Genomic DNA, 23064 nt, shown 5'->3' on the forward strand with positions numbered 1-23064 from the left:
GGGTCTCCCTCCGGACGCGCGGCCTCGGGCTACCCCGTACCCCTGTAGGGAGATCCCATACGTCTGACTTGGCGAATCAGGAGTAGATGTCGTTCCAGTCGCGGATCTCGTGGCCGCGGACGACGCCGTTGAGCCGGAACGGGTCGCCCTCGACGAACTTCTCGGCGGCCGCACGCGAGGCGAAAACGGCCATCGAGCCCTCTTTCGCGATGTCGCCGAATGTGCCGACCATCAGGAGGTCGCCCGCGGCGTGGAACTCGTCGAGCCGCGCCTTGTGCGCCGGGAAGAGCGCCGGGGCCTTGGCGGCGAAATCGTCGGCGGACTGGTAGAGAACGACGGCGTATTTCATGCGTTGGCCACCGCGGCGAACGCCTGGAGAGTGCCGTTCCAGGCGTCGGGGCCTTCGAAAGTTTCCCGCATCGCGGCGGCGCCGGCGCCGAAGGCGTCGAGGTCACGGTGTTCCAGCCGTACGCGGGTGCGGTTGTCGCCCTCCGGCTGGAAGGTGACCTCGACGGTGGTGACGAAATCGTCGTGGTACTGCCAGTCGGCAGCGATCTGCCAGGTCACCACCAGGCGGGACGGCGGCTCCCAGGCGGTCACGAAGCCGGTGTACGTCTGAGTGCCGTCCTCGTGGCGGGTGAACCAGCGGCCGCCGGTGCGGGGCTCGATGACGATCTCGGCGATCGGCGCCGAGCCGATGTGGTGCCTCGCCGGCCACCACGAGGTCATCTCGCCGGTGAACAGCTCGAAGGCGCGGGCGGGTGGCACGTCGACAACGACCTCCCGGCGTATCGCCTCAGTTGTCCCGATCATGGTCTTGTTTCTCCCGGTCCTGGTTGGCGTGCTGCTGAAAGGCCGCTAACGACCGCTCCCAGAACCCGTCGAGGTGCGCTCGCAGCGCCGCCAGCCCGTCCGGGTCGACCGAGTAGAGGCGGCGGGTGCCGTCCTGCCGGTCGGTGACGAGGCCGACGTCCTTGAGGACCTTGAGGTGCTGGGAGACGGCCGGACGGCTGACCGGCAGGACGTCGGCGAGCTGGCCGACCGCGAGTGGTCCGTCGGTCAGCCGCTCGAAGATCGCCTGCCGGGTCGGGTCGCCCAGCGCGGTCAGCATCGCGGTTGCGTTCGTCATGGCTTACCGTAAGCTACGACTTACCGAGCTACCCGTCAAGCACTCACGAGCAACGCCCGCAACGGCCGTTCCGCCACCGCGAAATCGACCCGGCTTCCGCTGACCAACTCTGCCCGGGCCCGTCCGGCGGCAGCATCAGCGAGTACGAGACGAACTGCCCCCACCGCGGCTGAAGGGGAGCGCCGCCGTCGTCAGGTGCTCCAGAAATCGGGTGACGGCGGGGGACGGGGAACGGCCGGGCAGCGTGGCCGCGTAGATGTGCCGGACCGACTCGTCGTCCGGGTGCAGGCGCAGCACCGCGACGCCCGCCGGGACCCGGCCGGCGGCCAGGGCGGGTACCAGTGCCACGCCCAGGCCGGCGGCCACGCACCCCAGCTTGCCGGTCCACTCGGCCGCCGTGATTTCGATCCGCGGACGAAAGCCGGACGGCAACGAGGCCCGCAGCAGCGTCTCCTCCGCGCTGGCCGATCCCGCGATGAACGCGTCCCCGGCCAGCTCCTCGAGCCGGACCGTGCGCCGCCGGGCGAGCGGGTGGCTGCGGGCAACCGCGACCAGCATCCGCTCGTCGAGCAGGTGGCGCAGCTCGAAGCGGGCGCGATCGAGCGGCCCGGCGGGCGACGAGCTCACCACGGCGACGTCCGCCTCGCCGGCGGCGAGCCGTTCCAGCAGACCGGGGGTCAGGCCTTCGACGAGGGTCAGACCCACTTCCGGGTACGCCTGGCGGAACGTCGCCAACGCGGTCGGCACCAGGGCCGCAACCGCCGTGGGGAATGCGCCGACCCGCAGCCGTCCGCTGCCCAGCGACCGCACGTCGCCGACCGCCCGGCGCGCGCTTTCGAGCCCGTCGAGCACCTGCGACACGTACGGGAGAAGGGCGCGGCCCTCCTCGGTCAGCGCGACCCCGCGCGGCAGCCGGTCGAAGACCCGGCTGCCCAGCTCCGCCTCCAGAGCGCCGATCTGCCGGGAGACCGCCGACTGGGTGAACCGGAGGCGGCGCGCGGCCGCCGTGATCGAGCCGAGGTGCGCGACCGTCCGGAAAACTTCCAGGAGCTGCGTATCCATGCCGTCGAAGCATGCCAGCCATGCGAGACATTCGCTGGTCGCATCGCTCGCGAAAACCTAGCGTTGCCGCATGAAACTCACCCTGGACAACCCGGAAACTGTCGCCGCGCCTTTCGGGGACCGCTTCGCGCACGTCGCCCGGCTCGACCTGCCGGGCGGCGCCCTGTTGATGCTGGCCGGCCAGGTGGGAGTCGACAACGACGGGAAAGTTGTCGCGCCCGGCGACGCCGGCAAGCAGGCCGAGCGGATCTTCGAGATCATCGGCGGCCTGCTCGCCGCGCACGGCGCCACGCTCGCCGACGTGCTGCATATCCGCACGTTCATGACCGACCTCGGCGACCTGCCCGCCTACGGCGCGGTCCGCCGCCGCCGCTTCCCCGGCACCCCGCCGCCCGCCAGCACGACGGTGCAGGTCAGCGGCCTGTTCCTGCCGGGGGCGGTGCTGGAGGTGGAGGTGACAGCGGCGGCGCCGGCAGCGTCCGCAGCCGCTGGGGGTCGTTGAGGACGTCGATCGCGACGATCCGCCCCTCGCGCACGGTCAGCGCCATCACGGTCAGGGTGCGCCCACCGGCCACCATGACCAGCCCGGCCGCGCCGTTGACCAGCGCCGGGCGGGCGTAGGGCGTGAACCGGCCGAACCCGGTCGCCTGCCCGGCGATGTCGCGGGCGCCGCGCAGCACCGCCGTGAACTGCGGCCGCCCCGGACCGCCGTCGGCCCGCAGCACCGCGTCCGGATGCAGCACCTCGACGAGCCGGTCGAAATCGCCCTCCCGCGCCGCGGCGAAGAACGCGTCGACGATCTCGCGCTGCCGGCCGAGGTCGGGATCGGGGGCCGGCGCCTGCTCGCGGACCCGCCGCCGCGCCCGGCTCGCCAGCTGCCGGGCCGCGGCGGCGTTGCGGTCGAGCAGCACGGCGACATCCTCGAACGGCACCGCGAAAAGGTCGTGCAACACGAACGCGAGCCGTTCGTCCGGGCCGAGCGTGTCCAGCACGACCATCAGCGCCATGCCGACCGCGTCGGACAGCAGCGCCTGCTGCTCCGGGTCCGGCCCCGACGGCAGGCTCACCACCGGGTCGAGCATCCGCACCTCGGGATGGTTACGGCGGCCGCGCAGCACGTTGAGGCAGACCCGCCCGACGATCGTGGTGAGCCAGCCCGGCACGTTCGCCACGTCGTCCCCGCCCGCGCCGCTGGCCCGCAGCCATGCCTCCTGCACCGCGTCGTCGGCCTCGCTGAACGAGCCGAGCATCCGGTACGCCACCGCGCGCAGCCGCGGCCGCTCCACCTCGAAGTCCTCGGTCAGACCCTGCATCGGTCACATTCTCGCGCCGCCGGGTGTCATGCGGGAAACCCACGACGTGAAGGAGACGCCATGTTTCTGGTGACCGGCGGAACCGGCACCCTCGGCCGGCATGTGATCCCGCTGCTGCGGGAGGCCGGCGCCGAGGTGCGCATCCTGACCCGCCAGACCATTCCGGGCCACCTGACCGGCGATCTGGAGACGGGTCTCGGCCTCGACGAGGCCCTCGACGGCGTCGACACGGTGCTGCACCTGGCCGGCAGCCCGAAGAACGACGAACAGAAAGCCGCCCATCTCGTACGCGCGGCCGGGCGCGCCCGCAAGCCGCACATCGTCTACGTGTCGGTGGTGGGCTGCGAGCGGATCCCGGTGACCAGCGCGATCGACCGGGGCATGTTCGGCTACTTCCAGCGAAAGAGGGCGGCCGAGGTCGTCATCGCGGAGTCCGGCCTGCCCTGGACGACGCTGCGCGCGACGCAGTTCCACGACCTCACCTGGAAAGTTGCGGAGGCCGCCGCGAAACTCCCCGTGCTGCCGGCCCTCGCGGGCGTGCGCTTCCAGCCGGTGGAGACCGCCGAGGTCGCACGTCACCTCGTCGAGCTGGCCCTCGGCGGCCCGGCGGGCATGCGTCCCGATCTGGCCGGGCCGCGGGTCTACCCGATGGCCGAGCTGTTCCGGATCTGGCTGCACGCCACCGGCCACCGCCGCGTGGTGCTGCCCGTGCGTGCGGTCGGGGGCGCCTACCAAGCCGTACGCGATGGCGGTGTTCTGCCCGGACCCGACGCCGACCTCGGCGCAGTGACCTGGGAGGACTACCTGAAGGTCAGAACGAGCCGGTGATCGGGGCCGGGCGTCGGGTGAACGCGAGCAAGGCGCCGGCGGCGACCAGGACCGCCAGGACCGCGAAGCCGACGCTCAGGGTGGTGAGCGAGGCGATCGCGGCGACCAGGAGCGGGCCGCCGGCGTCGCCCAGCTCGCGGCCCAGCTCGGCGGCGCCCATGGTCTGGCCGAGGCGCTCGGCCGGGGTCCTCGCGGCCAGCGCGGCGAAACCCAGCGGGGTGATCAGGCCGGTGCCGGCGCCGATCAGCGCGGCGGCGGTCAGGACCCCAGCCAGGCCCGGCAAGGTGGCCGCGGCCAGGCCGGTGGCGGCCAGCAGCAGGCCCGCGGTCAAGCCGGTGCGGGTGGTGAGCCGCCCCGCGTCGAAAGCACGGCCGGCTCCGGGCTGGGTGAGGGCCGCGCAGAGCGCCAGCACGGACACGGCGGCGCCGGTGGCGACGGCGCCGAGGCCGGCTTCGCGGCCGGTGACGGGCAGGAAGCCCACGCCGACGGACAGGGCCGCGGTGGCGGCGGCCAGCGCGGCGGTCGGGCCGAGGAAGGCGGGGGCGGTCAGGCGGCGGGCGAGGTCGAGGACGGTCTGCCTCTTCCTGGGCAGTGGTGGGACCACCGGTACAGCCAGCAGCGCCCAGACCGCTACCGCGGCGGCGAGCAGGGTGAGGACCGCGAAGAGCAGCCGCAGGCCGCTCGCCCAGACCAGTAGGCCGCCCAGCAGCGGGCCGAGGGTGTAGCCGATCGACTTGTAGAAGCCGTACGAGCCGAAGGCCCGTCCATGTTTCGCGGCCGGGTTGAGGCGGGCCACCAGGGCGGACGCGGCCGGGGAGAACGCGGAAGCGGCGGCGCCCTGGCCGAGGCGGGCGGCCCACAGCCAGCCGGGGCTGTCGGCGAGCACGTAGACCGCCGACGCGAGGGCGAAGGCGACGAGACCGCCGAGCAGCAGCGGGCGGGCGCCGACGCGGTCGGCGAGGCTGCCGAAGACCGGCTTGAGCAGGACCTCGGCGCCGTCGTAGAGGGCGAGCAGGCCGCCGAGCACCAGCAGCGAGGTGACCGCGTCGCCGGAGAAGCCGCCGAGGTTCGCGGCGATCGCGTGCGCGCCGAAGGCGGTGGTGAAGCCCGCGGCGTACAGGGGCGCCATCTGCCGCCGCGGGGTCACGACCATGACGGCCAGACTACGGTCACTGCTGGCTGACGCCCGGCGTTCCGTCTCGATGTTGCCGACCAGGCGGCGACGGTAGGCAGGGTCGACGTCGCTTCCCGCCGGGCGTCGTCGTGTGGAAGACCGCGCCCGCGCCCTTCTACTGAAGGTCTGCGTTGGGCGAGATGATGCGACGGTCGTCTTCCTGCCTCGTCGTGAGCCCCCGCTTGTCCAGAAACTCCAGCAGGGGTACGGCGACGCGGCGTGTCGTGTCGAGTGCCTTTCGCGCCTCGCTGAGCGTGAAGGGCTGCGATATTTTCCGGAGCTCTTTCACGGCGCGCTCGGGGGCGCCGGCCCGCAGGACGACGGCGGGGGCCAGCTGGACCAGCAGGCCGGCGCGGACGGCCGCGGCCAGTTGGCGGGCGCCCAGCCCGTGGTCGGCCAGGTCGTAGGCCTCGGGGGCGGTGAAGGGGCCCTTTCCGGCGAATGCCCGGTCGATGGCCTGGGTGAGCTCGGGCGGGATGCCTTGCGGGGCCGCCGTGGTGACGCGGCCCGACCGGATCGCCAGCGGGGGTTTGACGAGGGCCTCCACCAGGGCGCGGTCGGGGAGTTCCATCCGGTGGCGCAGGGCCTCGAGCGGGATGCCGGGTTCGAGGGGGTGCTCGGCTTTGTGGCGGGCCACCTCCTGCGGGAGGCGCTCGGCCAGGGCCGCCCAGTGGCCGGGGTCGGCGAACCACTGCCCGGCCACGGGAGCGCGGTCGATCGGCACGCCCATGGTGGTGAGGTCGTCGCGCTTGACGATCAGGCGGCGGCGCAGCTCGGCGGTCAGGCTCGGGAGGCCGGTCTCGTCGGCCAGGTCGGCGGCGCGGGCCGCGGCGGCGCCCCGGCGGGACAGGCCGGGCGGGGCGACGTCCAGGACGGTGACGCCGCCGGCGATATGGCGGCGGCCCGGGTCGCGCAGGAGGGCACGGTCGCCCAGGCGGAGCGGAAGAGGGTGGGACAGGCGCAGCCGGGCGGTGTCGTGACCCAGGGGACGGACTCTCGCGGGGACGGCCGATGATCCGATGTGGAGGGTCAGGGTGGCGGGGAGCTCCTTGGTGGCGTCGCCGTGGATGCGCACGTCGATGAGGTCGGTGAGGCGGAAACGGCCGGGGGTCAGCAGGGCGTTGCCCCGGGCGGCGCGGTCCTTGTCCGTGCCGCGGAGGTTGATGGCGATCCGGGACACGGCGGCTACCTCGGTCCTGGCTTCGCCGAGCGTTTGCAGGCCGCGTACGCGTACGGTTTCGCTGCCCAGCTGGAGCTCGTCGCCCACTCGGACGGCGCCGGCGCCCAGCGTGCCGGTCACGACCGTGCCGGCGCCCTTGATGGTGAAGGCCCGGTCTATCCAGAGGCGGACGGGGGCTTCGCTGCCGGGCGTGGGGAGCTTGTCGACGAGGCGGTCGATGGCAGCCTTCAGGTGGTCCATGCCCTCGCCGGTCGGGGCGCTGACCGGCACGGCCTCGGCGCCGGACAGGGTGGTTCCGGCCAGCTGGGCGCGGGCCTGCGCGGTTGCGTCCTCCGGGGCGGCGAGGTCGGAACGGGTGATGACCAGCAGGCCGTGGCGGACGTCGAGGGCGTTCAGGGCAGCCAGATGCTCGGCGGACTGGGGCATCCAGCCCTCGTCGGCGGCGACGACGATGAGGGCGGCGGGAACCGGGCCGACGCCGGCGAGCATGTTGGGGACGAAACGTTCGTGGCCGGGGACGTCCACGAAAGCGACCGTCGCGCCTTTCGGCGTCGTGGTCCAGGCGAAGCCCAGGTCGATGGTCATGCCACGGCGGCGTTCCTCGGCCCAGCGGTCGGGTTCCATCCCGGTCAGGGCTCGGACCAGGGTGGACTTGCCGTGGTCGACGTGGCCGGCGGTGGCCAGGACGTGCATTTCCGCTACCGGTTTCCGGCTGCGCGCAGGACGGCGGCCACCACCTCGGCGTCGGCCTCGGGTGGGATGCAGCGCAGGTCCAGCAGGAGCCGCCCGTGCTCGACGCGGCCGACCACCGGTGGTGTGGTCGTGCGCAAGCTTTCGGCGTACGTGTGCGGGAGGGCGAGGGACCAGCTGCGTAGCTGGAGGTTCGGCGCGCCGCCGCCACCCACGACGGCCTTCGATGCGACGAGGGTGACCGGGACACCCTGCTCGGCCAGCCGGTCGGCCGCCTGCCGGGTGCGGGCCTCGAGGGTGTGCTCGTCCATGCGCAGGGCCTGCCAGGTGGGTGTTACGGGACCGGTGAGGGTGGCCTGCAGGGCGGCGAGCGTGAGTTTGTCGACCCGCAGGGCGCGGGCCAGGGGGTGCCGGCGGAGGCGCTCGATGAGGGTGGCGTCGCCGAGGAGCAGGCCCGCCTGAGGGCCGCCGAGGAGTTTGTCGCCGCTGGCGGTGACCAGGGCGGCGCCCTTGCGCAGGCTGGTGGCGGCGTCGGGCTCGTCGGGCAGGAGTTGGTCGGGTTTGAGCAGGCCGGAGCCGATGTCCACGACGACCGGCGGGCCCAGGGTGGCGAGCTCTTCGATACTTGCCGCGCTCGTGAACCCGCTGATGACGAAATTGGACGGGTGAACTTTCAGGATGAACCCCGTGTCCGGATTTATTGCCTTTTCGTAGTCAGCGATGGAGGTGCGGTTCGTGGTGCCGACTTCCTTCAGGCGGGCGCCGGTCGATGCCAGGAGGTCGGGGAGGCGGAAGCCGTCGCCGATCTCCACCATTTCGCCACGGCTGACGACAATTTCCTTCCCGTTCGCCAGGGCCGTGGCGGCAAGCACCAGGGCGGCGGCGCCGTTGTTGACCACGTGCACATCGGCGGCGTCCGGGACCGCGTCGGCCAGGGCGGCCAGGGCCGTGCGTCCCCGGCGGGCCCGGCGGCCGGTCTGCAGGTCCAGCTCGACGTCGGTATGGCCGGCCGCGGCGACGACCGCGTTTCGCGCCGCTTCGGAAAGTGCGGCGCGGCCGAGGTTGGTGTGCAGCACGACGCCGGTGGCGTTCAGGACGGGCCGGAGGCCGCCGGCGGTGGCGGGGAGCGCTTGCACGGCCGCGTCGGCCACCTGCTCGGGCGGAAGGTCCCCGGCGCGGGCACGCTGCTGGGCGGCGACGACGGCGGCCTTGACGGCGGCCCGGCCGATTTTCGTTGCGGCGTCGGCCAGGCGAGGGTCGGCCAGGACCACATCGGTACGCGGCACGTGCCGCCGCGGATCCGTCATCGCTCGAATCTATCCGCGATCATTCACCGGCGCGCGGGCCCGGGCCGTTCCTCACCCGGCGGTATGCCGGACGAAACGCATCGCCTCCTCCCGGGCGTGCGCGGCCAGGTCTGCGGAGCGCTCGAGGGACCAGGCATCCGTGACCTGCCGGCCGACGGCAGCGGGCCACGGTCAGGAAACCCAGCAGTAGAGGGACGCGCCGGCCCGGACCGCCTCGGTGGCCAGGGCCGCGACCTCGGCGAGCAGCTCGGCCGCGAGCTCCTCGTCGATCTCCTCGCCCGCCTCGGCCCGCAGGTCGAGCCACTGGTCGGTGACGTCGGCGAGCTCGCCACCCGACGCGGCGGCGAGGGCGGCGGTCACGGCCGGCGGTATCAGCAGGACCAGGGGTTCGTCGTCGCCGCCGGCGACCACCTCGGCGCCGCCGGTGTAGCCGCCGGTGAGGATCTGCTCCCACTCCTCGATGGTGGACAGGACGTCGAAGTTGCCGTAAGAGGCCGTCTCGTACTCGTCGGACGGGCCGCCGTCGATGACGTCGGCCGCGGCGTCGGGGTCGGGGGCGACGAAAAATTCGATGATCGAACTCACGCGGGGGATTATGCGCGAAACTCGGCCGGTCGGCTCGCCCAGCCGACGGCCCAGTCGGCGAGGGCGGACAGCGGCACGAGCAGGCTCTCGCCGAGCGGGGTGAGGCGGTACTCGACGCTCGGCGGAACGCTCGGGAAAACCGTGCGCGAAACCAGGCCGTCGTTCTCCAGGGAGCGCAGCGTGCGGGTGAGCATGCGCTGGCTGATGCCCTCGATCGCCCGGTGCAGCTCGTTGTAGCGGTAGGGCCGCTGCCCGAGCAGCGACAGCACCAGCACGGTCCACTTGTCCCCCACCCGGCGCAGGATCTCGGTCACCGGGCAACTGTCGTGCTCGGCGGCCGGCACCGGCGTCGGCAGGACGTGGGCGAGCATCGAGGGCACATCGGTGTTCGTTGCGGACATCAAACTGCCTTCTTTCCGCAGGCCGGACCGTCTCCGACGATGGTAGGCGTGACGAAGACGATCGTGGTGAGCGGCGGAACCGACGGCATGGGCCGGGCCATCGCGCTGGCGAGGGCGGCCCGGGGCGACGAGGTCATCACCTTGGGCAGCAATCCCGACAAAGGCGCGAAAACCCCGAATTTCGTCCGGGTCGACCTGAGCGACCTCGACGACACGCGCAAGGCGACCGCCGAGATCGCGGAAAGGTGGCCGAAAATTGACGCGCTTCTTCTGTTCGCCAACCGGCAGGCGCCCCGGCGGGAGGAGACCAGGCAGGGACTCGAGAAGACTTTCGCCCTCTACTACCTCTCCCGCTATCTGCTCGGACGCGACCTGCGCCCCAACCTCGATCGTTCCGGCACCCCGGTCATCGTCAACGTCGCGGGTGTCGGCGTCACCAAGGGCCGCATCGCTTGGGACGACCTTCAGCTGACCCGCGGCTACAGCATGCTCCGGGCCCAGCTCCAGGCCGGCCGCTGCAACGACCTGCTCGGCCTGATCCAGCGCCCGCACTACGTCCTCTACCACCCCGGCTTCACCCGCAGCGGCGACCTCACCCCCTTGCCGGCAGCGCTGCGAACGGCCATCCGGATCGCGGCGAAACTCAAGGCCCGGCCCGTCGAGGAGGCCATCCGCCCGATCCACGACTGGATCGACCACCCGCCGCCCGAGCCGCTCACCGCGGTCGATCGGGGCCGGAAACTTTCGCTCGACCTGCCCACTCTGCGTGCGGCGGATGCGCGACGGCTCGCCGAGGCGACCGAACAACTCCTGGCCCGTGCGGACGCCTCCGGGAGGCATTAGGGTCGATCTCGTGGGCGTCCGGACCTGGATCGAGGGCTGGCCGGTCTACCGGCAGCTGACCGGGACCGACCCGTTGGGCCGTGGCGCGGCCGCCCAGTCCGAGCGGTCCAGATCGCTGACACCACACACCAAGAACGCCGACCGGGTCGCGCGGTCCGTCTGCCCGTACTGCGCGGTCGGCTGTGGCCAGCGCATTTTCGTGAAAGACGAGAAAATCGTCCAGATCGAAGGCGACCCGGACAGCCCGGTCTCCCGCGGCCGGCTCTGCCCGAAGGGCTCGGCCAGCCTGAGCCTGGTCACCAGCGACCGCCGCCAGCAGCACGTGCTCTACCGCCGGCCGTACGGGACGCAGTGGGAGCGGCTCGACCTCGACACGGCGATGGACATGATCGCCGACCGGGTGCTCGCCGCCCGCGACGCGACCTGGGAGGACGAGGACGAGAAAGGGCGGCCGCTGAACCGGACGCTCGGCATCTCGAGCCTGGGCGGGGCGACGCTCGACAACGAAGAGAACTACCTCATCAAGAAACTCTTCACGGCGCTGGGCGCGATCCAGATCGAGAACCAGGCGCGTATTTGACACTCCTCCACCGTCCCCGGTCTGGGGACCTCCTTCGGCCGTGGCGGGGCCACCAGTTTCCTGCAGGATCTGGCCAACGCCGACTGCATCATCATCCAGGGCTCGAACATGGCCGAGGCGCATCCGGTCGGGTTCCAGTGGGTGGTCGAGGCCAAGAACCGTGGCGCGAAAGTTTTCCATGTCGACCCGCGGTTCAGCCGGACGAGCGCGCTGGCGCACACGTACGTGCCGGTGCGCGCCGGGGCCGACATCGCGTTCCTGGGCGGGGTGATCAACTACATCCTCGGCAACGAGAAGGACTTCCGCGAGTACGTGCTGGCGTACACCAACGCGTCCATGATCGTGGGTGAGGACTTCAAGGACACCGAGGAGCTGGACGGCCTGTTCTCCGGCTTCGATCCCGAGACCAACACGTACAGCCAGGACAGCTGGGCGTACGAGGGGATGGACCAGCACGCCGAGCCGCACCCGGACACGGCCGAGCCGATGCGGCACGAGTCGCACGGGCCGCCGGTGCCGCCCGACTCGCCCCGAGACCCGACGTTGCAGCATCCGCGCTGCGTGTACCAGATCCTCAAGCGGCACTACGCCCGCTACACGCCCGCGGTTGTCGAGCGGCTCTGCGGCGTACCCGAAAGTCTTTTCTTGGAAGTCTGCGAAGCCTGGACGGAAAACTCGGGCCGGGAGCGCACGACCGCGCTGGTGTACTCGGTGGGCTGGACGCAGCACAGCGTGGGCGTGCAGTACATCCGCACCGGCGCGATCATCCAGCTGCTGCTGGGCAACATGGGGCGGCCCGGCGGCGGGGTGCTCGCGCTGCGCGGCCACGCCAGCATCCAGGGGTCGACGGACATCCCGACGCTGTTCAACCTGCTGCCCGGCTACCTGCCGATGCCGAACCACGAGAAGCACGAAACTTTCCAGCAGTGGATCGACGCGATCCGCCACCCGGGCCAGAAGGGCTTCTGGGCAAACGCGGAGTCGTACGCGGTCAGCCTGCTCAAGGCGTATTTCGGCAGCGCCGCGACCGAGGACAACGACTGGGGCTTCGACTGGCTCCCCCGCCTGACCGGCGACCACGGCACCTATCAGCAGGCACTTTCCATGATCGACGGAAAGATCAAGGGCTACTTCCTGCTCGGCCAGAACCCGGCGGTCGGGTCGGCGCACGGCCGCGCCCAGCGCCTCGGCATGGCCAACCTGGACTGGCTCGTGGTCCGCGACCTTTTCATGATCGAAAGCGCGACTTTCTGGAAGAACGGCCCGGAGACGAAGACGGGCGAGATCACCCCCGAGACGTGCCGCACGGAAATTTTCTTCATGCCGGCCGCCTCGCACGCCGAGAAGGAAGGCACGTTCACGCAGACCCAGCGGATGCTGCAATGGCGCGAGAAAGCGGTCGATCCGCCGGGCGACGCGCGCAGCGAGCTCTGGTTCTTCTACCAGCTGGGCCGGCGCATCCGGGAACGGCTGGCCGACTCGGTGCTGCCGCGCGACCAGGGCATCCGCGGCCTGACCTGGGACTACGGCGACGACGAGCCGAGCTGCGAGGCCGTGCTCAAGGAGATCAACGGGTACGACCTGACCACCGGCCGCCTGCTCTCCGGGTTCACCGAGATGAAGCCGGACGGGTCCACCTCGAGCGGTTGCTGGATCTACAGCGGGGTCTTCCAGGACGGGGTCAACCAGGCCAACCGGCGCAAGCCCGGCCGCGAGCAGAACTGGGTCGCGCCCGAGTGGGGCTGGGCGTGGCCGGCCAACCGCCGCACGCTGTACAACCGCGCGTCCGCCGACCCGGACGGCAATCCGTGGTCCGAGCGAAAGCGGTACGTGTGGTGGGACACCGACAAGGGTGAATGGACCGGCGAGGACGTTCCCGATTTCGAGAAGACGAAACCGCCGTCGTATCGCCCCGAGCCGGACGCGACAGGTGTCGCCGCGATCGCCGGGGACGACGCGTTCATCATGCAGGGCGACGGGAAGGGCTGGCTCTACGCGCCGTCCGGGCTGATCGACGGGCCGATGCCGACCCACTACGAGCCGGCCGAATCGCTGGTGCGCAACTCGCTCTACGGCCAACAGGCCAATCCGACCCGCAAGGTCTACGAACGCGAGGACAACCCGACCAATCCGAGCCCGCCGGAACAGCACAGCGACGTCTTCCCGTACGTCTTCAGCACCAGCCGCCTCACCGAGCACCACACCGCGGGCGGGATGAGCAGGCAGCTCGCGTACCTGTCGGAGCTCCAGCCGGAAATGTTCGTCGAAGTTTCGCCGGAGCTGGCCGCGGAACGCGGCCTCACCCACCTCGAATGGGCGCACATCGTCACCGCGCGCGCCGCCATCGAGGCGAAAGTTCTGGTCACGTCGCGCCTCACGCCGCTGCGCGTCGAGGGCCGCGTCATCCACCAGCTCTGGCTGCCCTACCACTGGGGCTCGGAAGGCCTGGTCACCGGCGACTCGGCCAACGACCTCGTCGGCATCACGCTCGACCCCAACGTGCTGATCCAGGAGAGCAAGGTCGGCACCTGCGACATCCAGCCGGGCCGGCGTCCGACCGGGAAAGCCCTGCTCGCGTACGTCGAGGAGTACCGTCGCCGCGCCGGGCTGGTCCCGGGGCACCACACGCCGATCGTCACCAGCAGGGACGCCGATGGGTAACAGCCTGTACGGACCGCTCGACCCGGCGCCCGACGCCGGCTACGAGGACGCGCCGCCACGGATGGGTTTCTTCACCGACACGTCCGTGTGCATCGGGTGCAAGGCATGCGAGGTCGCCTGCAAGGAGTGGAACGCCATCCCGGACGACGGGTTCGATCTGCTCGGCCAGTCCTACGACAACACCGGCGGGCTGTCGGCCAACACGTGGCGGCATGTCACCTTCATCGAGCAGCCCGCGTCTCCGGCGCCGGTCTTCCTCGGCATGCCCGGCAAGGAGCTGCCCGGCGCCGACCCGGAGGCCGAGCGCGAAGATTTCCGCTGGCTGATGATGTCCAACGTGTGCAAGCACTGCACGCACGCGGCGTGCCTCGACGTCTGCCCGACGGGGGCGCTTTTCCGCACCGAGTTCGGAACTGTCGTGGTGCAGTCGGACATCTGCAACGGGTGCGGTTATTGCGTGCCGGCGTGCCCGTACGGCGTCATCGACCGTCGCGAGGGCGACGGGCGCGCCTGGAAGTGCACGCTCTGCTACGACCGGATCGGCGACGGGCTGACCCCGGCCTGCGCGCAGGCGTGCCCGACGCAGTCCATCCAGTACGGCGAGCTTTCCGAGCTGCGCACGCGGGCGGAGGAGCGCGTGGAAAAGCTTCAGGCCGAGGGCGTGTCGTCGGCGAAGCTCTACGGCCATTCCGACGACGATGGCGTGGGCGGGGACGGCGCGTTCTTCCTGCTGCTGGACGAGCCCGAGGTGTACGGGCTGCCGCCCGACCCGGTGGTGACGACGAAGGCTCTGCCCGACATGTGGAAGCGGGCCGGACTAGCGGCGCTGACCATGGCCGGCGCGGTGGTCGTGGCATTTCTGGGCCGAGGCGGAAACGGCCGAGGCGGAAACGGCCGAGGCGGAAACGGCCGAGGCGGAAACGGCCGAGGCGGAAACGGCCGAGGCGGAAACGGGAGGCGTGGATGAGCCCGCGCGGCGATCGGCCGATGGTTCCTCGCGCCGAGTTCAAGTCCTACTACGGACGGCCGATCGTGCGGCCGGCGCCGTGGACCCACGACGTCGCGGCGTATCTCTTCACCGGTGGGCTGGCGGCCGGGTCGGCGCTGCTCGCCGCGGGCGGGCAGGTCACGCGGCGGCCGCGGCTACGGCGGGCCGGACGGGTCACGGCGCTGGGCGCGCTCGCGGCGAGTGGCTATTTCCTGGTCGCGGACCTCGGCCGGCCCGAACGTTTCCACCACATGCTGCGCGTCGCGAAACCGACCTCGCCGATGTCGATGGGCACCTGGGCGCTGTCCGCCTTCGGCGTCGCGGCGGGGGCCGCGGCGCTGTCCGAGGCGGCGCCGCTGGCCCCGTCACGTTTCCTGCGGCGGGTGGCTCCGCCGGTGGGGGCGGTGGCCGGGCTGGGCGCGGCGGCGGTTGCTCCGGTGGTCGCGACCTACACCGCCGTCCTGCTGTCGAACACCGCCACGCCCAGCTGGCATGTGGCGTACCCGGAACTGCCCTTCGTCTTCGCCGGAAGCGCGCTGGCGAGCGGTGCGGGAGTCGGGTTGATCGCGGATCCCGCGCCGCCCGCCCGGCGCATGGCGGTGCTGGGCGCGGCCCTCGAGCTGTACGGCGCGCGCCGGATCGAGACGACGAAGGGACTGCTCAGCGAGCCCTACACGACCGGCCGGGCTGGAAAGTTTCTGCGCGCCGGGCGCGCCCTGACCGCGGCCGGCGTCGCGGGGGCGGTCCTGGGCCGGCGCAGCCGGGTGGTGTCGGCGCTGTCCGGGCTTTCGCTGCTCACCGCCTCGGCGCTGACGCGGTTCGGAATTTTCGACGGCGGCATGGCGTCGGCCCGCGACCCGCGGTACACGGTGATTCCGCAGCGGGAACGACTCGGCGGCTGACGATCTCGGAGACGGGGGGCGGCCGCCGGCGCCGGCGGCCGCGCCCTCGGCTACGGAAGAAACTGCTCCTCGAGCTTGACGACGGAACCGCGCCGGACGGTCAGCCAGAACGGCAGCACCGAGAGATGGTGCGCGTCGATTGTGATTCCCTCGTTCTGCTTCTCGAGGAAGGCCGGGAGCGCGGCGAAAGTGATCGTCTTGGTATCGGTGCCGCCGAGCGTGGCCAGCACCACGCACGTGGCGCCGGCGGCGGCCGGCAGGGTCCGCAGCTTGGTGTTGTTGTTGATGATCATGTAGTCGTTGTCGGGGCCGTCGGGCTGGTCGGGATGCTGCTTCTTCCACTCGGCCTTGGCCGCCTCGCCGGTCAGGAACTCGATGAGGTCGAAGGTGACGGTGTTCTTGGTGGCGTCCAGCCCGGTGAGGTAGACGGGGCTGCGGCCATCGGGCAGGACCGGCGACGGGGCCGCGGACGGCGTGCTCGCGGCGGTTGCGGCGGGCGTCGCGGGCGCGTCGCCCACCCCGGCGGCGGCGCTGCCGCTGCTGTCGCCACTCGGCGCCGCCTTGTTCGCCGTCGTCGGCCCGCTGCACCCAGCGAGCGCGAGGGCGACACAAACCACCATTACCGACTTCATATTCGCTCCACGTCTATCGAAACGGCGGCCGGGCCGCCGTGAAGGTGGCTAAAGTTTGGCGGCCCTCTAACGGACCTCCACGGTCACTCCCCCGGCGCGGGCCCCAAGCAGCTCCCCCACCACCGGGTGCCCCGGGATCTCGCCGGCCACCAGCAGCCCACCCGAGGTCTGGGCGTCGGCGAGCAGCAGGAGCTCGCCCTCGGCGGCGTCGCCAGGGTCGAGGTGCGGCCGCACCCAGTCGAGGTTGCGCCGGGTGCCCCCGCTCACGAAACCGTCGGCCAGGGCCTGGCGGGCGCCCGGCAGATACGGGACGGCCGCCGCGTCGATCCGGGCCGTGACCCCGCTGGCCCGGGCCAGCTTGTGCAGGTGCCCGAGCAGCCCGAACCCCGTGACATCGGTCGCGCAGACCACGCCCGCCTCGAGCGCCGCCGCCGAGGCGTCCCGGTTGAGCGTCGTCATCGCCGCCACCGCCTCGGGGAAAGTCTCGCCCGTGGCCTTGTGCCGGCTGTTGAGGACGCCGATGCCGAGGGGCTTGGTCAGCGTGAGCGGCACGCCCGCCTTCCCGGCGTCGTTGCGCATCAGCCGCGCCGGGTCGGCCACGCCGGTCACCGCCATGCCGTACTTGGGCTCCGGATCGTCCACGCTGTGCCCGCCCGCCACGTGGCAGCCGGCCTCCCGCGCGACGTCCAGCCCGCCCCGCAGCACCTCCGCCGCAAGCGACATCGGCAGCAGCTCCCGCGGCCAGCAGAGCAGGTTGACCGCCACCACGGGAGTTCCGCCCATGGCGTAGACATCGGACAGCGCGTTCGCCGCGGCGATCCGCCCCCAGTCGTACGCGTCATCCACCACCGGCGTGAAGAAATCCGCCGTCGCCACGACGGCGGTTCCGCCGGCGATCCGCACGACCGCCGCGTCATCGCCGTCGTCGAGCCCGACGAGCAGCTCCCCCACCCCGCGGGACGGGCCGCCGACCAGCCCCGAGACCACCGCCTCGAGCTCCCCCGGCGGAATCTTGCAGGCACATCCGCCGCCATGCGCGTACTCCGTGAGCCGTTTGATCGTCACTCGTCTAGTGTGTGCCCCGGAGGCGTTCAGGTGGCTGGTGCCCCTCCCGGTCTTCAAAACCGGTGCGGTCCGGCATCCGGGCCGGGCGGGTTCGATTCCCGTCCGCCTCCGCCATCGGCTTTTACGGCGAGTGAAGGCGGGGCAGGAACGTCCGGAGCTCGCTCGCGGCGACGCCGTCCGAGGCGCGCCACCAGCAGACCGGATAGGACAGCTCGACGTAGTGGGCGGGCGGCAGTTCCCGCGCCGCGTACGGAATGAAGGCGTCCGCATAGCCCGGCCGGGAGCTGGTCCGCAGGATGCCGCAGACCCCCAGGATGTCGAGCACCACACTCCGCTCGTCCTTGTTCCCCGGCAGGCGCCTTCAGCGCCGAGGCGGCCTGGGCCGCCGTGGTCTTCGCCGGCAGCGCCCGCAGCGCGTCGATCAGTCTCTGGGCCAGCTCCCCGTCGGCGTCCTGGGGCTCGAGACGCGGCGCGCGGGCGAACTGCTCGAGGTCGAAGGCCACGTAGCCGAGGTCGTCGCGGCGGACTCCGCCCCACTTGAACCGTTCGAAGTTCATCGCGTTGCGGTCGATCGGCTGGGCCTCGTCGATCAGCCCGCAGACGTCGCAGCGGTGGGCGTCCACCCCCGGCCGGAAGCCGTGCGCGGGCAGATGCCGGGCCACGGCGTACGACCCGAGGGCCGAGCGCAGGTCCATCCGTTTCGCGGTCAGCCCGGCCAGGAAGGCGTCGCCGACCTCGTCGGTGCTCAGCCGGGCGACCGCCGCACGGGCCGCCTCGACCACCTCGTCGTGCCCGGCCACCCACGGTTCGTCGAACATGATCCCGGCCTCCCCCTGTGTGGGCCACAAGATCGGGGAACGCTAACCGCTTGAATGGATACGTGCAAAGACGCGGATGAACCCGGCGCACGTCACGAAAGTTGCGCGGCCCGCGACTCGAGATACCGCCGCTCCGGCAGGCTGAGCGTCAGCTTCGCGGCCGTCCGGTATTCGTCCCGCGCGGCGTCGAGCGACCCGGCTCTTTCCAGCAGGTGAGCGCGCACGGCCGCGACCCGGTGGCGACCCGGTGGCCCGGCCGCCTCCAAAGCCTCCACATCCGCCAACGCCTTCAATCCCACCAGCGGGCCGTCCACCTCGGCCAGCGCGACGATGCGGTTGAGCGTCACCATCGGCCCGGGCGCGAGCGCCTCGAGGAGCCGATACAGCTGGAGAATCTGCGGCCAGTCGGTCGCGGCGGCCGACGGCGCCTCGTCGTGGATGGCCGCGATCGCCGCCTGCACCTGGAACGGGCCGACCGGAAAGCGCGCCAGCGCGTCGGTGATGAGGGAGACTCCCTCGCCGATCGCCGCGGCATCCCACCGTGAGCGGTCCTGGTCGGCCAGGGCGATCAGCATGCCGTCCGCGCGCGTGCGCGCGGGGCGTCGCGCGTCGGTGAGCAGCATCAACGCGAGCAGGCCGGCCACCTCGCCGTCGTCCGGCAGGCGGTCGCGCAGCTGCCGGGTCAGGCGGATCGCCTCGGTGGTCAGTTCCACGCGGTGCAGCGATCGTCCCGAGCTTGCGGTCGAGCCCTCGTTGAAGATCAGATACAGAACCTTCCGTACGCCGGTGAGCCGCTCGCCGATCTCGCCGGTGGGCGGCATGACGAAACGCCCGCCGGCGGCGCGGATGCGCTGCTTGGCGCGGCTGATCCGCTGGCCGATGGCCGGCTCCGGGACGAGCAGTGCCCGCGCGATCTCGGCCGTGGTCAGGCCGCCGACCGCCCGCAGGGTCAGCGCGACCTGGGCCGGCGGGGTCAGCGCGGGGTGGCAGCAGAGCAGGAGCAGCGTGAGCTCGTCGTCACCCCGTACGGCCGGGGGTGGATCCGGTGGGATCGCCTCCCGGCGCCGTCGCGCCTGCTCGCTGCGCACCGCCTCGATGTGGCGTCGGGACGCCACCCGGATCAGCCAGGCCCGGGGATCGTCCGGAACGCCTTCGGCGGGCCACTGGCGGGCGGCGGCGAGCAGCGCCTCCTGCACGGCGTCCTCGGCCGCGCCGAAGTCGCCGTAGCGGCGCGCCACCGCGGCCAGGACCTGCGGCGCCGCGGTGCGCAGCAGGTCCTCGAGGGCGGTCAGAACTCCCATCCGCTCATGTCGAGCACCGGGCGCACCTCCACCTCGGTGTATTTCGCGTCGGGCACCTTCGCCGCCCAGGCGACGGCGTCGTCGCTCGAAGCGCAATCGATCAGGTAGAAGCCGGCGAGATGCTCCTTGACCTCGGCGAACGGGCCGTCCGACGGGATCGTGCGGCCGTCGCGGACGGACACCCACTTCGCGAGGGACGGGTCGGCCAGGCCCTCGGAGGCGACCAGCACGCCCGCGTCGGCCATCTCGTCGGTGAGCCGCAGGTGGTCGCGGCCGAACGTCATCCGCTCGTCGTCGGACATGGTGTCCCACGCGGCGAGGCTGCGCGGATTCGACTGGATGAGAATCAAGTACTTCATGTTTCCTCCTTCGCTCACCAGGATGTCGAAGCCGGCCGCACGGTTTCGACGTCCCCACGGAAACTTCTTCGAGGAGGACGACATGCAGGAGATCAGGGACGTCATTCTGGCGCGGGCCGAGCGGTTGCAGGCCGGCGACGCGGCGGGAACGCAGCAGCACAACGCGCCCGAGGTGGTGGAGTACACCCTGGCCCCGCCGCTGGGCGGGCCGGCCGACGGGCGCGACCCGAAGCCCCTGGAGGCGTGGCTGGCCGGGTTCGAGGCGCCGCCGCGGCGCGAGGTCACCCATCTCGAGATCACAGCGGACGGCGACGTGGCCTTCGCGACCAGCATCGACTCGATGTCGGCGACGCCGAAGGGGTCGAGCGAGTCGTTCACGCTCTGGTACCGGGTGACGCTCGGCCTGCGCCGCATCGACGGCCGCTGGCTGGTCACCCACAGGCACGAGTCGGTGCCGTTCCTCATGGACGGCTCGTTCCGGGCCGCGATCGATCTGGAGCCGTAAGGATCAGCGGTCGGCCGGGCGGTCGGCGCCGTCGCAGGCGTCATCGGTCAGATCATCGAGGACGTCGATCAGATCGGGGCCCTCGTGGCCGACGTCGACCGACCGGCCGACCAGGCCCAGCTGCACGGCGCATTCCCGGCCGAACCCCTTGACCATCCGGTCGGCCCGGGTCGGATGCCCGCACCGCGGGCACCGCCTCATCTCCGCCATGCCCGCACCATAGTCTGCGCCCGGGCCGGATGGCCCAGGCCCTTGCGTCGACTGGCGTCCCCGTTCCGCGTGCATTACACCTTGCTTATGTCGCAGTGGAAAGAAGTGCTGGAGGAAGCGGCCCAGTACGCCGTGGGCTATCTCGACGGGCTGCCCGACCGGCGGGTCGGCAGCAGCGCCACCCTCGACGAGCTGCGCGAAACGCTCGGCGGCGAGTTGCCGGAGCGGGGCGAAAGTCCGCGGGACGTGATCGCCTCGCTCGCCCGGCACGCTGATCCGGGAGTGGTGGCGTCGTCGAGCGGCCGGTTTTTCGGTTTCGTGATCGGCGGGGCCACGCCGGCCGCGCTGGCCGCGGACTGGCTGACCTCGGTCTGGGACCAGAACGCGGGGCTCTACGTGATCGGGCCGGCGGCGAGCGTGGTCGAGGAGACCGCGGGGCGGTGGCTGGCCGGCCTGCTCGGGCTGCCCGACGGGGTGTCGGCCGGATTCGTGACCGGGGCGCAGATGGCGAACTTCACCGGGCTCGCGGTCGCGTTGCACGAGGTGCTCGGGAAGGCGGGCTGGGACGTAGCGGAGAGCGGGCTCCGGGGAGCGCCGCCGGTCCGGGTTCTCGCCGGGCGGGGGCGGCACGGGACGATCGATCGGGCGCTGCGGTTCCTGGGGGTGGGTACCGGGGCGATCGTCGAGGTCGAGATGGACGATCAGGGGCGGATGCTGCCTTCGGCCCTGGGCGACGCCCTGAAACTTTCCGCGGGCCCGGCGATCGTGTGCGCGCAGCTGGGGAACGTGAACAGCGGGGCGCTCGACCCGGTCGGCCAGATCTGCGACCTGGCGCACGCGCACGGGGCCTGGGTGCACGTCGACGGGGCGTTCGGGTTGTGGGCAGCGGCGAGTCCGCGGCTGCGGGGGCTGGTCGACGGCGTGGGGAAGGCCGACTCGTGGGCCACCGACGCGCACAAGTGGCTCAACGTGCCGTACGACTCGGGGCTGGTCTTCTGCGCGCACCCGGACGCGCATCGGGCCACGATGGGGGCGCGGGCCGGCTATCTGGTGCACGCAACGGAGGGTGAGCGGGACGCGCTCGACTACGGGCCGGAGCACTCGCGGCGGGCGCGGGGCTTCGCCGTGTACGCGACGCTGCGCGCGCTCGGCCGGGACGGCGTGGCCGAGCTGGTCGATCGGTGCTGCGCGCTGGCCGCGCGGTTCGCCGAGCGGCTCGCGGCGTCCGGCCGGGTCGAGATCCTCGGGGATGTGGTGCTCAATCAGGTGCTGGTCCGGGTGCCGGGTGCGGATGCCGACGCGCGGACCCGGGAGCTGATCGATCGGGTCCAGCGCGACGGCACCTGCTGGATGAGCGGCACGACCTGGCAGGGGAAGGCCGCCATGCGGATCTCGGTGTCGAACTGGTCCACGTCGGAGGCCGACGTGGACCGTTCGGTGACCGCGATCCTTTCGCTGATCTAGGCGTACGGGGTCAGGCGGCCGGGCGCCCCACCGGGGTGGCCGGGTCGCCATCGACCGCGGCCTGCAGCAGCGGGGTCAGCTTGTCCAGCAGGAACGGCAGGCTCAGCGGGGTGACGAACGAGGTGGCCGCGCCGGTCAGCTCCTCGTTCTCCAGGTAGATGTCGCGGCCCTCGGTCTTCACCTTGAGCTTCGCGTAGAGCGGGTCGGCCTGCACCTTCGCCTTGTCGGTGTCGTACTTGTCGACCAGCCAGATCAGCACGTCGGTGTCGAGCAGGTCGGTGCGCTCCTTGCTCAGGTTCGCGCCGAAGTCCTTGCCGGTCACCTCGGCCAGCCCGTCCGGCAGCTTGAAGCCGAGATCGGTGAGGAAGCGCCCGCGCGCGTCCTGCGGACCGTAGACGTAGTAGCCCTCGTACGTGGTGGCCATCAGGGCGGTGGCGCCGGCGAATTTGGGGTTGGCGGCCTTGACCGCCGCGAACTTCGCCTCGACATCGGCGACGACCTTCTCGGCCTGTTCCGACTTGCCGACCGCCTTGCCGACCGTCCGGGTGACCTCCTGCCAGGAGACGCCGTACTCGGCCTGGTCCTTCGGCTGCGCGAGCACCGGGGCGAGCTTCGACAGCTTGTCGTACTCGTCCTTGGTCAGGCCCGAGTACAGGCCGACGATCAGGTCCGGTCGCAGCGCCGCGACCTTCTCCACCTGGACGCCGTCGGTGTTGGTGAGCACCTCCGGCTTCGCGTTGCTGCCGAGCGCGGCCTCGGCCCACGGCCAGATCGCGCCGGGCTTCTCGCCGAACCACTCGGTGGTGGCCACCGGCACCACGCCCAGCGAGAGCAGCGCGTCCTGCTCGACCAGTCCGACCACGACGATCCGCTTGGGCTCGGCCTTGACGGTCGTGGTGCCGTACTTGTTGTCGATCGACACCGGGAACGCGTTGGCAGCGGGAGCACCGCTGTTCGAGGACGCCGCCGGCTCCTCAGTGCTCCCGCCGCACGCCGCGAGAACGAGCAGGAGCCCGGTCGCCGCTGTCGCGCCGACGGTCCGCCGGATATGGGTTAGCCGCACGGCT

General features: G+C 71.8%; 26 protein-coding genes and 1 tRNA gene. 10 read left to right on the plus strand and 17 right to left on the minus strand.

Annotated elements, in window-relative coordinates; all coding sequences use genetic code 11:
• Positions 1–76 precede the first annotated feature (76 nt).
• The 4 genes from ACIA5D_RS34080 to ACIA5D_RS34095 all read right to left on the minus strand — a co-directional run bounded on the left by ACIA5D_RS34080 (position 77) and on the right by ACIA5D_RS34095 (position 2191).
• Entirely contained in the window at positions 77–349 is a 273-nt protein-coding gene (locus tag ACIA5D_RS34080) for a YciI family protein (protein WP_396034507.1), read from the minus strand.
• A complete protein-coding gene (locus ACIA5D_RS34085; RefSeq protein ID WP_396034508.1) occupies positions 346–813 on the minus strand; it encodes an SRPBCC family protein in 468 nt (155 codons plus the stop codon). The genes ACIA5D_RS34080 and ACIA5D_RS34085 overlap by 4 nt, the downstream gene beginning before the upstream one ends.
• Positions 797–1129 (minus strand): ArsR/SmtB family transcription factor, encoded by a 333-nt coding sequence (locus ACIA5D_RS34090; RefSeq protein ID WP_396034509.1) that lies wholly within the window; start codon positions 1127–1129, stop codon positions 797–799. The genes ACIA5D_RS34085 and ACIA5D_RS34090 overlap by 17 nt, the downstream gene beginning before the upstream one ends.
• Positions 1130–1264: 135 nt before the next feature.
• Positions 1265–2191 (minus strand): LysR family transcriptional regulator, encoded by a 927-nt coding sequence (locus ACIA5D_RS34095; protein WP_396034510.1) that lies wholly within the window; start codon positions 2189–2191, stop codon positions 1265–1267.
• Positions 2192–2261: 70 nt separating this feature from the next.
• Between ACIA5D_RS34095 and ACIA5D_RS34100 the strand changes: the two genes are divergently transcribed.
• On the plus strand, positions 2262–2693 hold the full coding sequence (locus tag ACIA5D_RS34100) for a RidA family protein (protein WP_396034511.1): 432 nt from the start codon (positions 2262–2264) through the stop codon (positions 2691–2693).
• Here ACIA5D_RS34100 and ACIA5D_RS34105 read toward each other — a convergent pair.
• The gene (locus ACIA5D_RS34105) at positions 2605–3504 is read right to left on the minus strand and encodes a sigma-70 family RNA polymerase sigma factor (RefSeq protein WP_396034512.1); all 900 of its coding nucleotides are present in this window, start codon (positions 3502–3504) and stop codon (positions 2605–2607) included. The two genes, ACIA5D_RS34100 and ACIA5D_RS34105, sit on opposite strands and share 89 nt — an antisense overlap.
• Positions 3505–3564: 60 nt before the next feature.
• Between ACIA5D_RS34105 and ACIA5D_RS34110 the strand changes: the two genes are divergently transcribed.
• Positions 3565–4332 carry an SDR family oxidoreductase gene (locus tag ACIA5D_RS34110; protein WP_396034513.1) on the plus strand — a complete coding sequence of 256 codons (768 nt, stop codon included), beginning with the start codon at positions 3565–3567 and terminating at the stop codon, positions 4330–4332.
• On the opposite strand, the gene ACIA5D_RS34115 is transcribed toward ACIA5D_RS34110, so the two are convergent.
• The 5 genes from ACIA5D_RS34115 to ACIA5D_RS34135 all read right to left on the minus strand — a co-directional run bounded on the left by ACIA5D_RS34115 (position 4316) and on the right by ACIA5D_RS34135 (position 9669).
• Positions 4316–5485 carry an MFS transporter gene (locus ACIA5D_RS34115; protein ID WP_396034514.1) on the minus strand — a complete coding sequence of 390 codons (1170 nt, stop codon included), beginning with the start codon at positions 5483–5485 and terminating at the stop codon, positions 4316–4318. The genes ACIA5D_RS34110 and ACIA5D_RS34115 overlap by 17 nt on opposite strands.
• A gap of 136 nt (positions 5486–5621) precedes the next feature.
• Complete coding sequence (gene selB, locus ACIA5D_RS34120; RefSeq protein WP_396034515.1) at positions 5622–7379, minus strand: selenocysteine-specific translation elongation factor; 1758 nt, start codon at positions 7377–7379, stop codon at positions 5622–5624.
• Between the two features lie 5 nt (positions 7380–7384).
• Positions 7385–8683 carry an L-seryl-tRNA(Sec) selenium transferase gene (gene selA, locus ACIA5D_RS34125; RefSeq protein ID WP_396034516.1) on the minus strand — a complete coding sequence of 433 codons (1299 nt, stop codon included), beginning with the start codon at positions 8681–8683 and terminating at the stop codon, positions 7385–7387.
• A gap of 171 nt (positions 8684–8854) precedes the next feature.
• Positions 8855–9268: a hypothetical protein gene (locus ACIA5D_RS34130; protein ID WP_396034517.1), complete on the minus strand. Its 414-nt coding sequence runs from the start codon at positions 9266–9268 to the stop codon at positions 8855–8857.
• Positions 9269–9276: 8 nt separating this feature from the next.
• Entirely contained in the window at positions 9277–9669 is a 393-nt protein-coding gene (locus ACIA5D_RS34135; RefSeq protein ID WP_396034518.1) for a winged helix-turn-helix transcriptional regulator, read from the minus strand.
• Between the two features lie 48 nt (positions 9670–9717).
• On the opposite strand from ACIA5D_RS34135, the gene ACIA5D_RS34140 reads away from it, so the two are divergent.
• The 4 genes from ACIA5D_RS34140 to nrfD are packed head-to-tail and all read left to right on the plus strand — an operon-like array spanning position 9718 to position 15643.
• On the plus strand, positions 9718–10512 hold the full coding sequence (locus ACIA5D_RS34140; protein WP_396034519.1) for an SDR family NAD(P)-dependent oxidoreductase: 795 nt from the start codon (positions 9718–9720) through the stop codon (positions 10510–10512).
• 10 nt (positions 10513–10522) lie between these two features.
• On the plus strand, positions 10523–13753 hold the full coding sequence (gene fdh / locus ACIA5D_RS34145) for a formate dehydrogenase (RefSeq protein WP_396034520.1): 3231 nt from the start codon (positions 10523–10525) through the stop codon (positions 13751–13753).
• Complete coding sequence (locus tag ACIA5D_RS34150) at positions 13746–14720, plus strand: 4Fe-4S dicluster domain-containing protein (RefSeq protein ID WP_396034521.1); 975 nt, start codon at positions 13746–13748, stop codon at positions 14718–14720. The genes fdh and ACIA5D_RS34150 overlap by 8 nt, the downstream gene beginning before the upstream one ends.
• Entirely contained in the window at positions 14717–15643 is a 927-nt protein-coding gene (gene nrfD / locus ACIA5D_RS34155; RefSeq protein WP_396034522.1) for an NrfD/PsrC family molybdoenzyme membrane anchor subunit, read from the plus strand. The genes ACIA5D_RS34150 and nrfD overlap by 4 nt, the downstream gene beginning before the upstream one ends.
• 50 nt (positions 15644–15693) lie before the next feature.
• Here the strand turns inward: nrfD and ACIA5D_RS34160 are convergent, their stop codons facing one another.
• Together ACIA5D_RS34160 and selD are read right to left on the minus strand one after the other, a co-directional pair.
• Positions 15694–16275 (minus strand): hypothetical protein, encoded by a 582-nt coding sequence (locus tag ACIA5D_RS34160; protein ID WP_396034523.1) that lies wholly within the window; start codon positions 16273–16275, stop codon positions 15694–15696.
• Between the two features lie 66 nt (positions 16276–16341).
• A complete protein-coding gene (gene selD / locus ACIA5D_RS34165) occupies positions 16342–17340 on the minus strand; it encodes a selenide, water dikinase SelD (RefSeq protein ID WP_396034524.1) in 999 nt (332 codons plus the stop codon).
• An 18-nt stretch (positions 17341–17358) separates the two neighbouring features.
• Here selD and ACIA5D_RS34170 point away from each other — a divergent pair.
• Positions 17359–17454 (plus strand) — tRNA-Sec (locus tag ACIA5D_RS34170).
• 7 nt (positions 17455–17461) lie between these two features.
• On the opposite strand, the gene ACIA5D_RS34175 is transcribed toward ACIA5D_RS34170, so the two are convergent.
• On the minus strand, positions 17462–17668 hold the full coding sequence (locus ACIA5D_RS34175) for a hypothetical protein (RefSeq protein ID WP_396034525.1): 207 nt from the start codon (positions 17666–17668) through the stop codon (positions 17462–17464).
• 209 nt (positions 17669–17877) lie between these two features.
• Between ACIA5D_RS34175 and ACIA5D_RS34180 the strand changes: the two genes are divergently transcribed.
• Positions 17878–18204 carry a hypothetical protein gene (locus ACIA5D_RS34180; protein WP_396034526.1) on the plus strand — a complete coding sequence of 109 codons (327 nt, stop codon included), beginning with the start codon at positions 17878–17880 and terminating at the stop codon, positions 18202–18204.
• Positions 18205–18250: 46 nt separating this feature from the next.
• Here the strand turns inward: ACIA5D_RS34180 and ACIA5D_RS34185 are convergent, their stop codons facing one another.
• Both ACIA5D_RS34185 and ACIA5D_RS34190 read right to left on the minus strand, forming a co-directional pair.
• A complete protein-coding gene (locus ACIA5D_RS34185; protein WP_396034527.1) occupies positions 18251–19459 on the minus strand; it encodes an RNA polymerase sigma factor in 1209 nt (402 codons plus the stop codon).
• Complete coding sequence (locus tag ACIA5D_RS34190) at positions 19447–19818, minus strand: YciI family protein (protein ID WP_396034528.1); 372 nt, start codon at positions 19816–19818, stop codon at positions 19447–19449. Before ACIA5D_RS34190 ends, ACIA5D_RS34185 begins: the two co-directional genes overlap by 13 nt.
• A gap of 82 nt (positions 19819–19900) precedes the next feature.
• Between ACIA5D_RS34190 and ACIA5D_RS34195 the strand changes: the two genes are divergently transcribed.
• On the plus strand, positions 19901–20323 hold the full coding sequence (locus ACIA5D_RS34195) for a YybH family protein (RefSeq protein ID WP_396034530.1): 423 nt from the start codon (positions 19901–19903) through the stop codon (positions 20321–20323).
• A 3-nt stretch (positions 20324–20326) separates the two neighbouring features.
• Here the strand turns inward: ACIA5D_RS34195 and ACIA5D_RS34200 are convergent, their stop codons facing one another.
• Complete coding sequence (locus tag ACIA5D_RS34200; protein WP_396034531.1) at positions 20327–20533, minus strand: hypothetical protein; 207 nt, start codon at positions 20531–20533, stop codon at positions 20327–20329.
• Positions 20534–20620: 87 nt separating this feature from the next.
• On the opposite strand from ACIA5D_RS34200, the gene ACIA5D_RS34205 reads away from it, so the two are divergent.
• Positions 20621–21997, plus strand: a complete 1377-nt coding sequence (locus ACIA5D_RS34205) for a pyridoxal phosphate-dependent decarboxylase family protein (RefSeq protein WP_396034532.1) — start codon at positions 20621–20623, stop codon at positions 21995–21997.
• 10 nt (positions 21998–22007) lie between these two features.
• Here the strand turns inward: ACIA5D_RS34205 and ACIA5D_RS34210 are convergent, their stop codons facing one another.
• Positions 22008–23060, minus strand: a complete 1053-nt coding sequence (locus ACIA5D_RS34210) for an iron-siderophore ABC transporter substrate-binding protein (protein ID WP_396034533.1) — start codon at positions 23058–23060, stop codon at positions 22008–22010.
• Positions 23061–23064: the final 4 nt, after the last annotated feature.

This window comes from Actinoplanes sp. NPDC051513, assembly GCF_044454685.1.
Taxonomy (GTDB): domain Bacteria; phylum Actinomycetota; class Actinomycetes; order Mycobacteriales; family Micromonosporaceae; genus Actinoplanes.

Excerpts from the sequence above, each read along its gene's own strand:
- selB (WP_396034515.1), bottom strand. The coding sequence starts at position 7,379 with ATGCACGTCCTGGCCACCGCCGGCCACGTCGACCACGGCAAGTCCACC.
- ACIA5D_RS34090 (WP_396034509.1), bottom strand. The coding sequence starts at position 1,129 with ATGACGAACGCAACCGCGATGCTGACCGCGCTGGGCGACCCGACCCGG.
- ACIA5D_RS34195 (WP_396034530.1), top strand. The coding sequence starts at position 19,901 with ATGCAGGAGATCAGGGACGTCATTCTGGCGCGGGCCGAGCGGTTGCAG.
- nrfD (WP_396034522.1), top strand. The coding sequence starts at position 14,717 with ATGAGCCCGCGCGGCGATCGGCCGATGGTTCCTCGCGCCGAGTTCAAG.
- ACIA5D_RS34110 (WP_396034513.1), top strand. The coding sequence starts at position 3,565 with ATGTTTCTGGTGACCGGCGGAACCGGCACCCTCGGCCGGCATGTGATC.
- selA (WP_396034516.1), bottom strand. The coding sequence starts at position 8,683 with ATGACGGATCCGCGGCGGCACGTGCCGCGTACCGATGTGGTCCTGGCC.
- ACIA5D_RS34080 (WP_396034507.1), bottom strand. The coding sequence starts at position 349 with ATGAAATACGCCGTCGTTCTCTACCAGTCCGCCGACGATTTCGCCGCC.
- ACIA5D_RS34100 (WP_396034511.1), top strand. The coding sequence starts at position 2,262 with ATGAAACTCACCCTGGACAACCCGGAAACTGTCGCCGCGCCTTTCGGG.
- ACIA5D_RS34190 (WP_396034528.1), bottom strand. The coding sequence starts at position 19,818 with ATGAAGTACTTGATTCTCATCCAGTCGAATCCGCGCAGCCTCGCCGCG.
- ACIA5D_RS34200 (WP_396034531.1), bottom strand. The coding sequence starts at position 20,533 with ATGGCGGAGATGAGGCGGTGCCCGCGGTGCGGGCATCCGACCCGGGCC.
- ACIA5D_RS34085 (WP_396034508.1), bottom strand. The coding sequence starts at position 813 with ATGATCGGGACAACTGAGGCGATACGCCGGGAGGTCGTTGTCGACGTG.
- ACIA5D_RS34205 (WP_396034532.1), top strand. The coding sequence starts at position 20,621 with ATGTCGCAGTGGAAAGAAGTGCTGGAGGAAGCGGCCCAGTACGCCGTG.
- ACIA5D_RS34135 (WP_396034518.1), bottom strand. The coding sequence starts at position 9,669 with ATGTCCGCAACGAACACCGATGTGCCCTCGATGCTCGCCCACGTCCTG.
- ACIA5D_RS34115 (WP_396034514.1), bottom strand. The coding sequence starts at position 5,485 with ATGGTCGTGACCCCGCGGCGGCAGATGGCGCCCCTGTACGCCGCGGGC.
- ACIA5D_RS34185 (WP_396034527.1), bottom strand. The coding sequence starts at position 19,459 with ATGGGAGTTCTGACCGCCCTCGAGGACCTGCTGCGCACCGCGGCGCCG.
- ACIA5D_RS34150 (WP_396034521.1), top strand. The coding sequence starts at position 13,746 with ATGGGTAACAGCCTGTACGGACCGCTCGACCCGGCGCCCGACGCCGGC.
- ACIA5D_RS34095 (WP_396034510.1), bottom strand. The coding sequence starts at position 2,191 with ATGGATACGCAGCTCCTGGAAGTTTTCCGGACGGTCGCGCACCTCGGC.
- ACIA5D_RS34105 (WP_396034512.1), bottom strand. The coding sequence starts at position 3,504 with ATGCAGGGTCTGACCGAGGACTTCGAGGTGGAGCGGCCGCGGCTGCGC.
- ACIA5D_RS34160 (WP_396034523.1), bottom strand. The coding sequence starts at position 16,275 with ATGAAGTCGGTAATGGTGGTTTGTGTCGCCCTCGCGCTCGCTGGGTGC.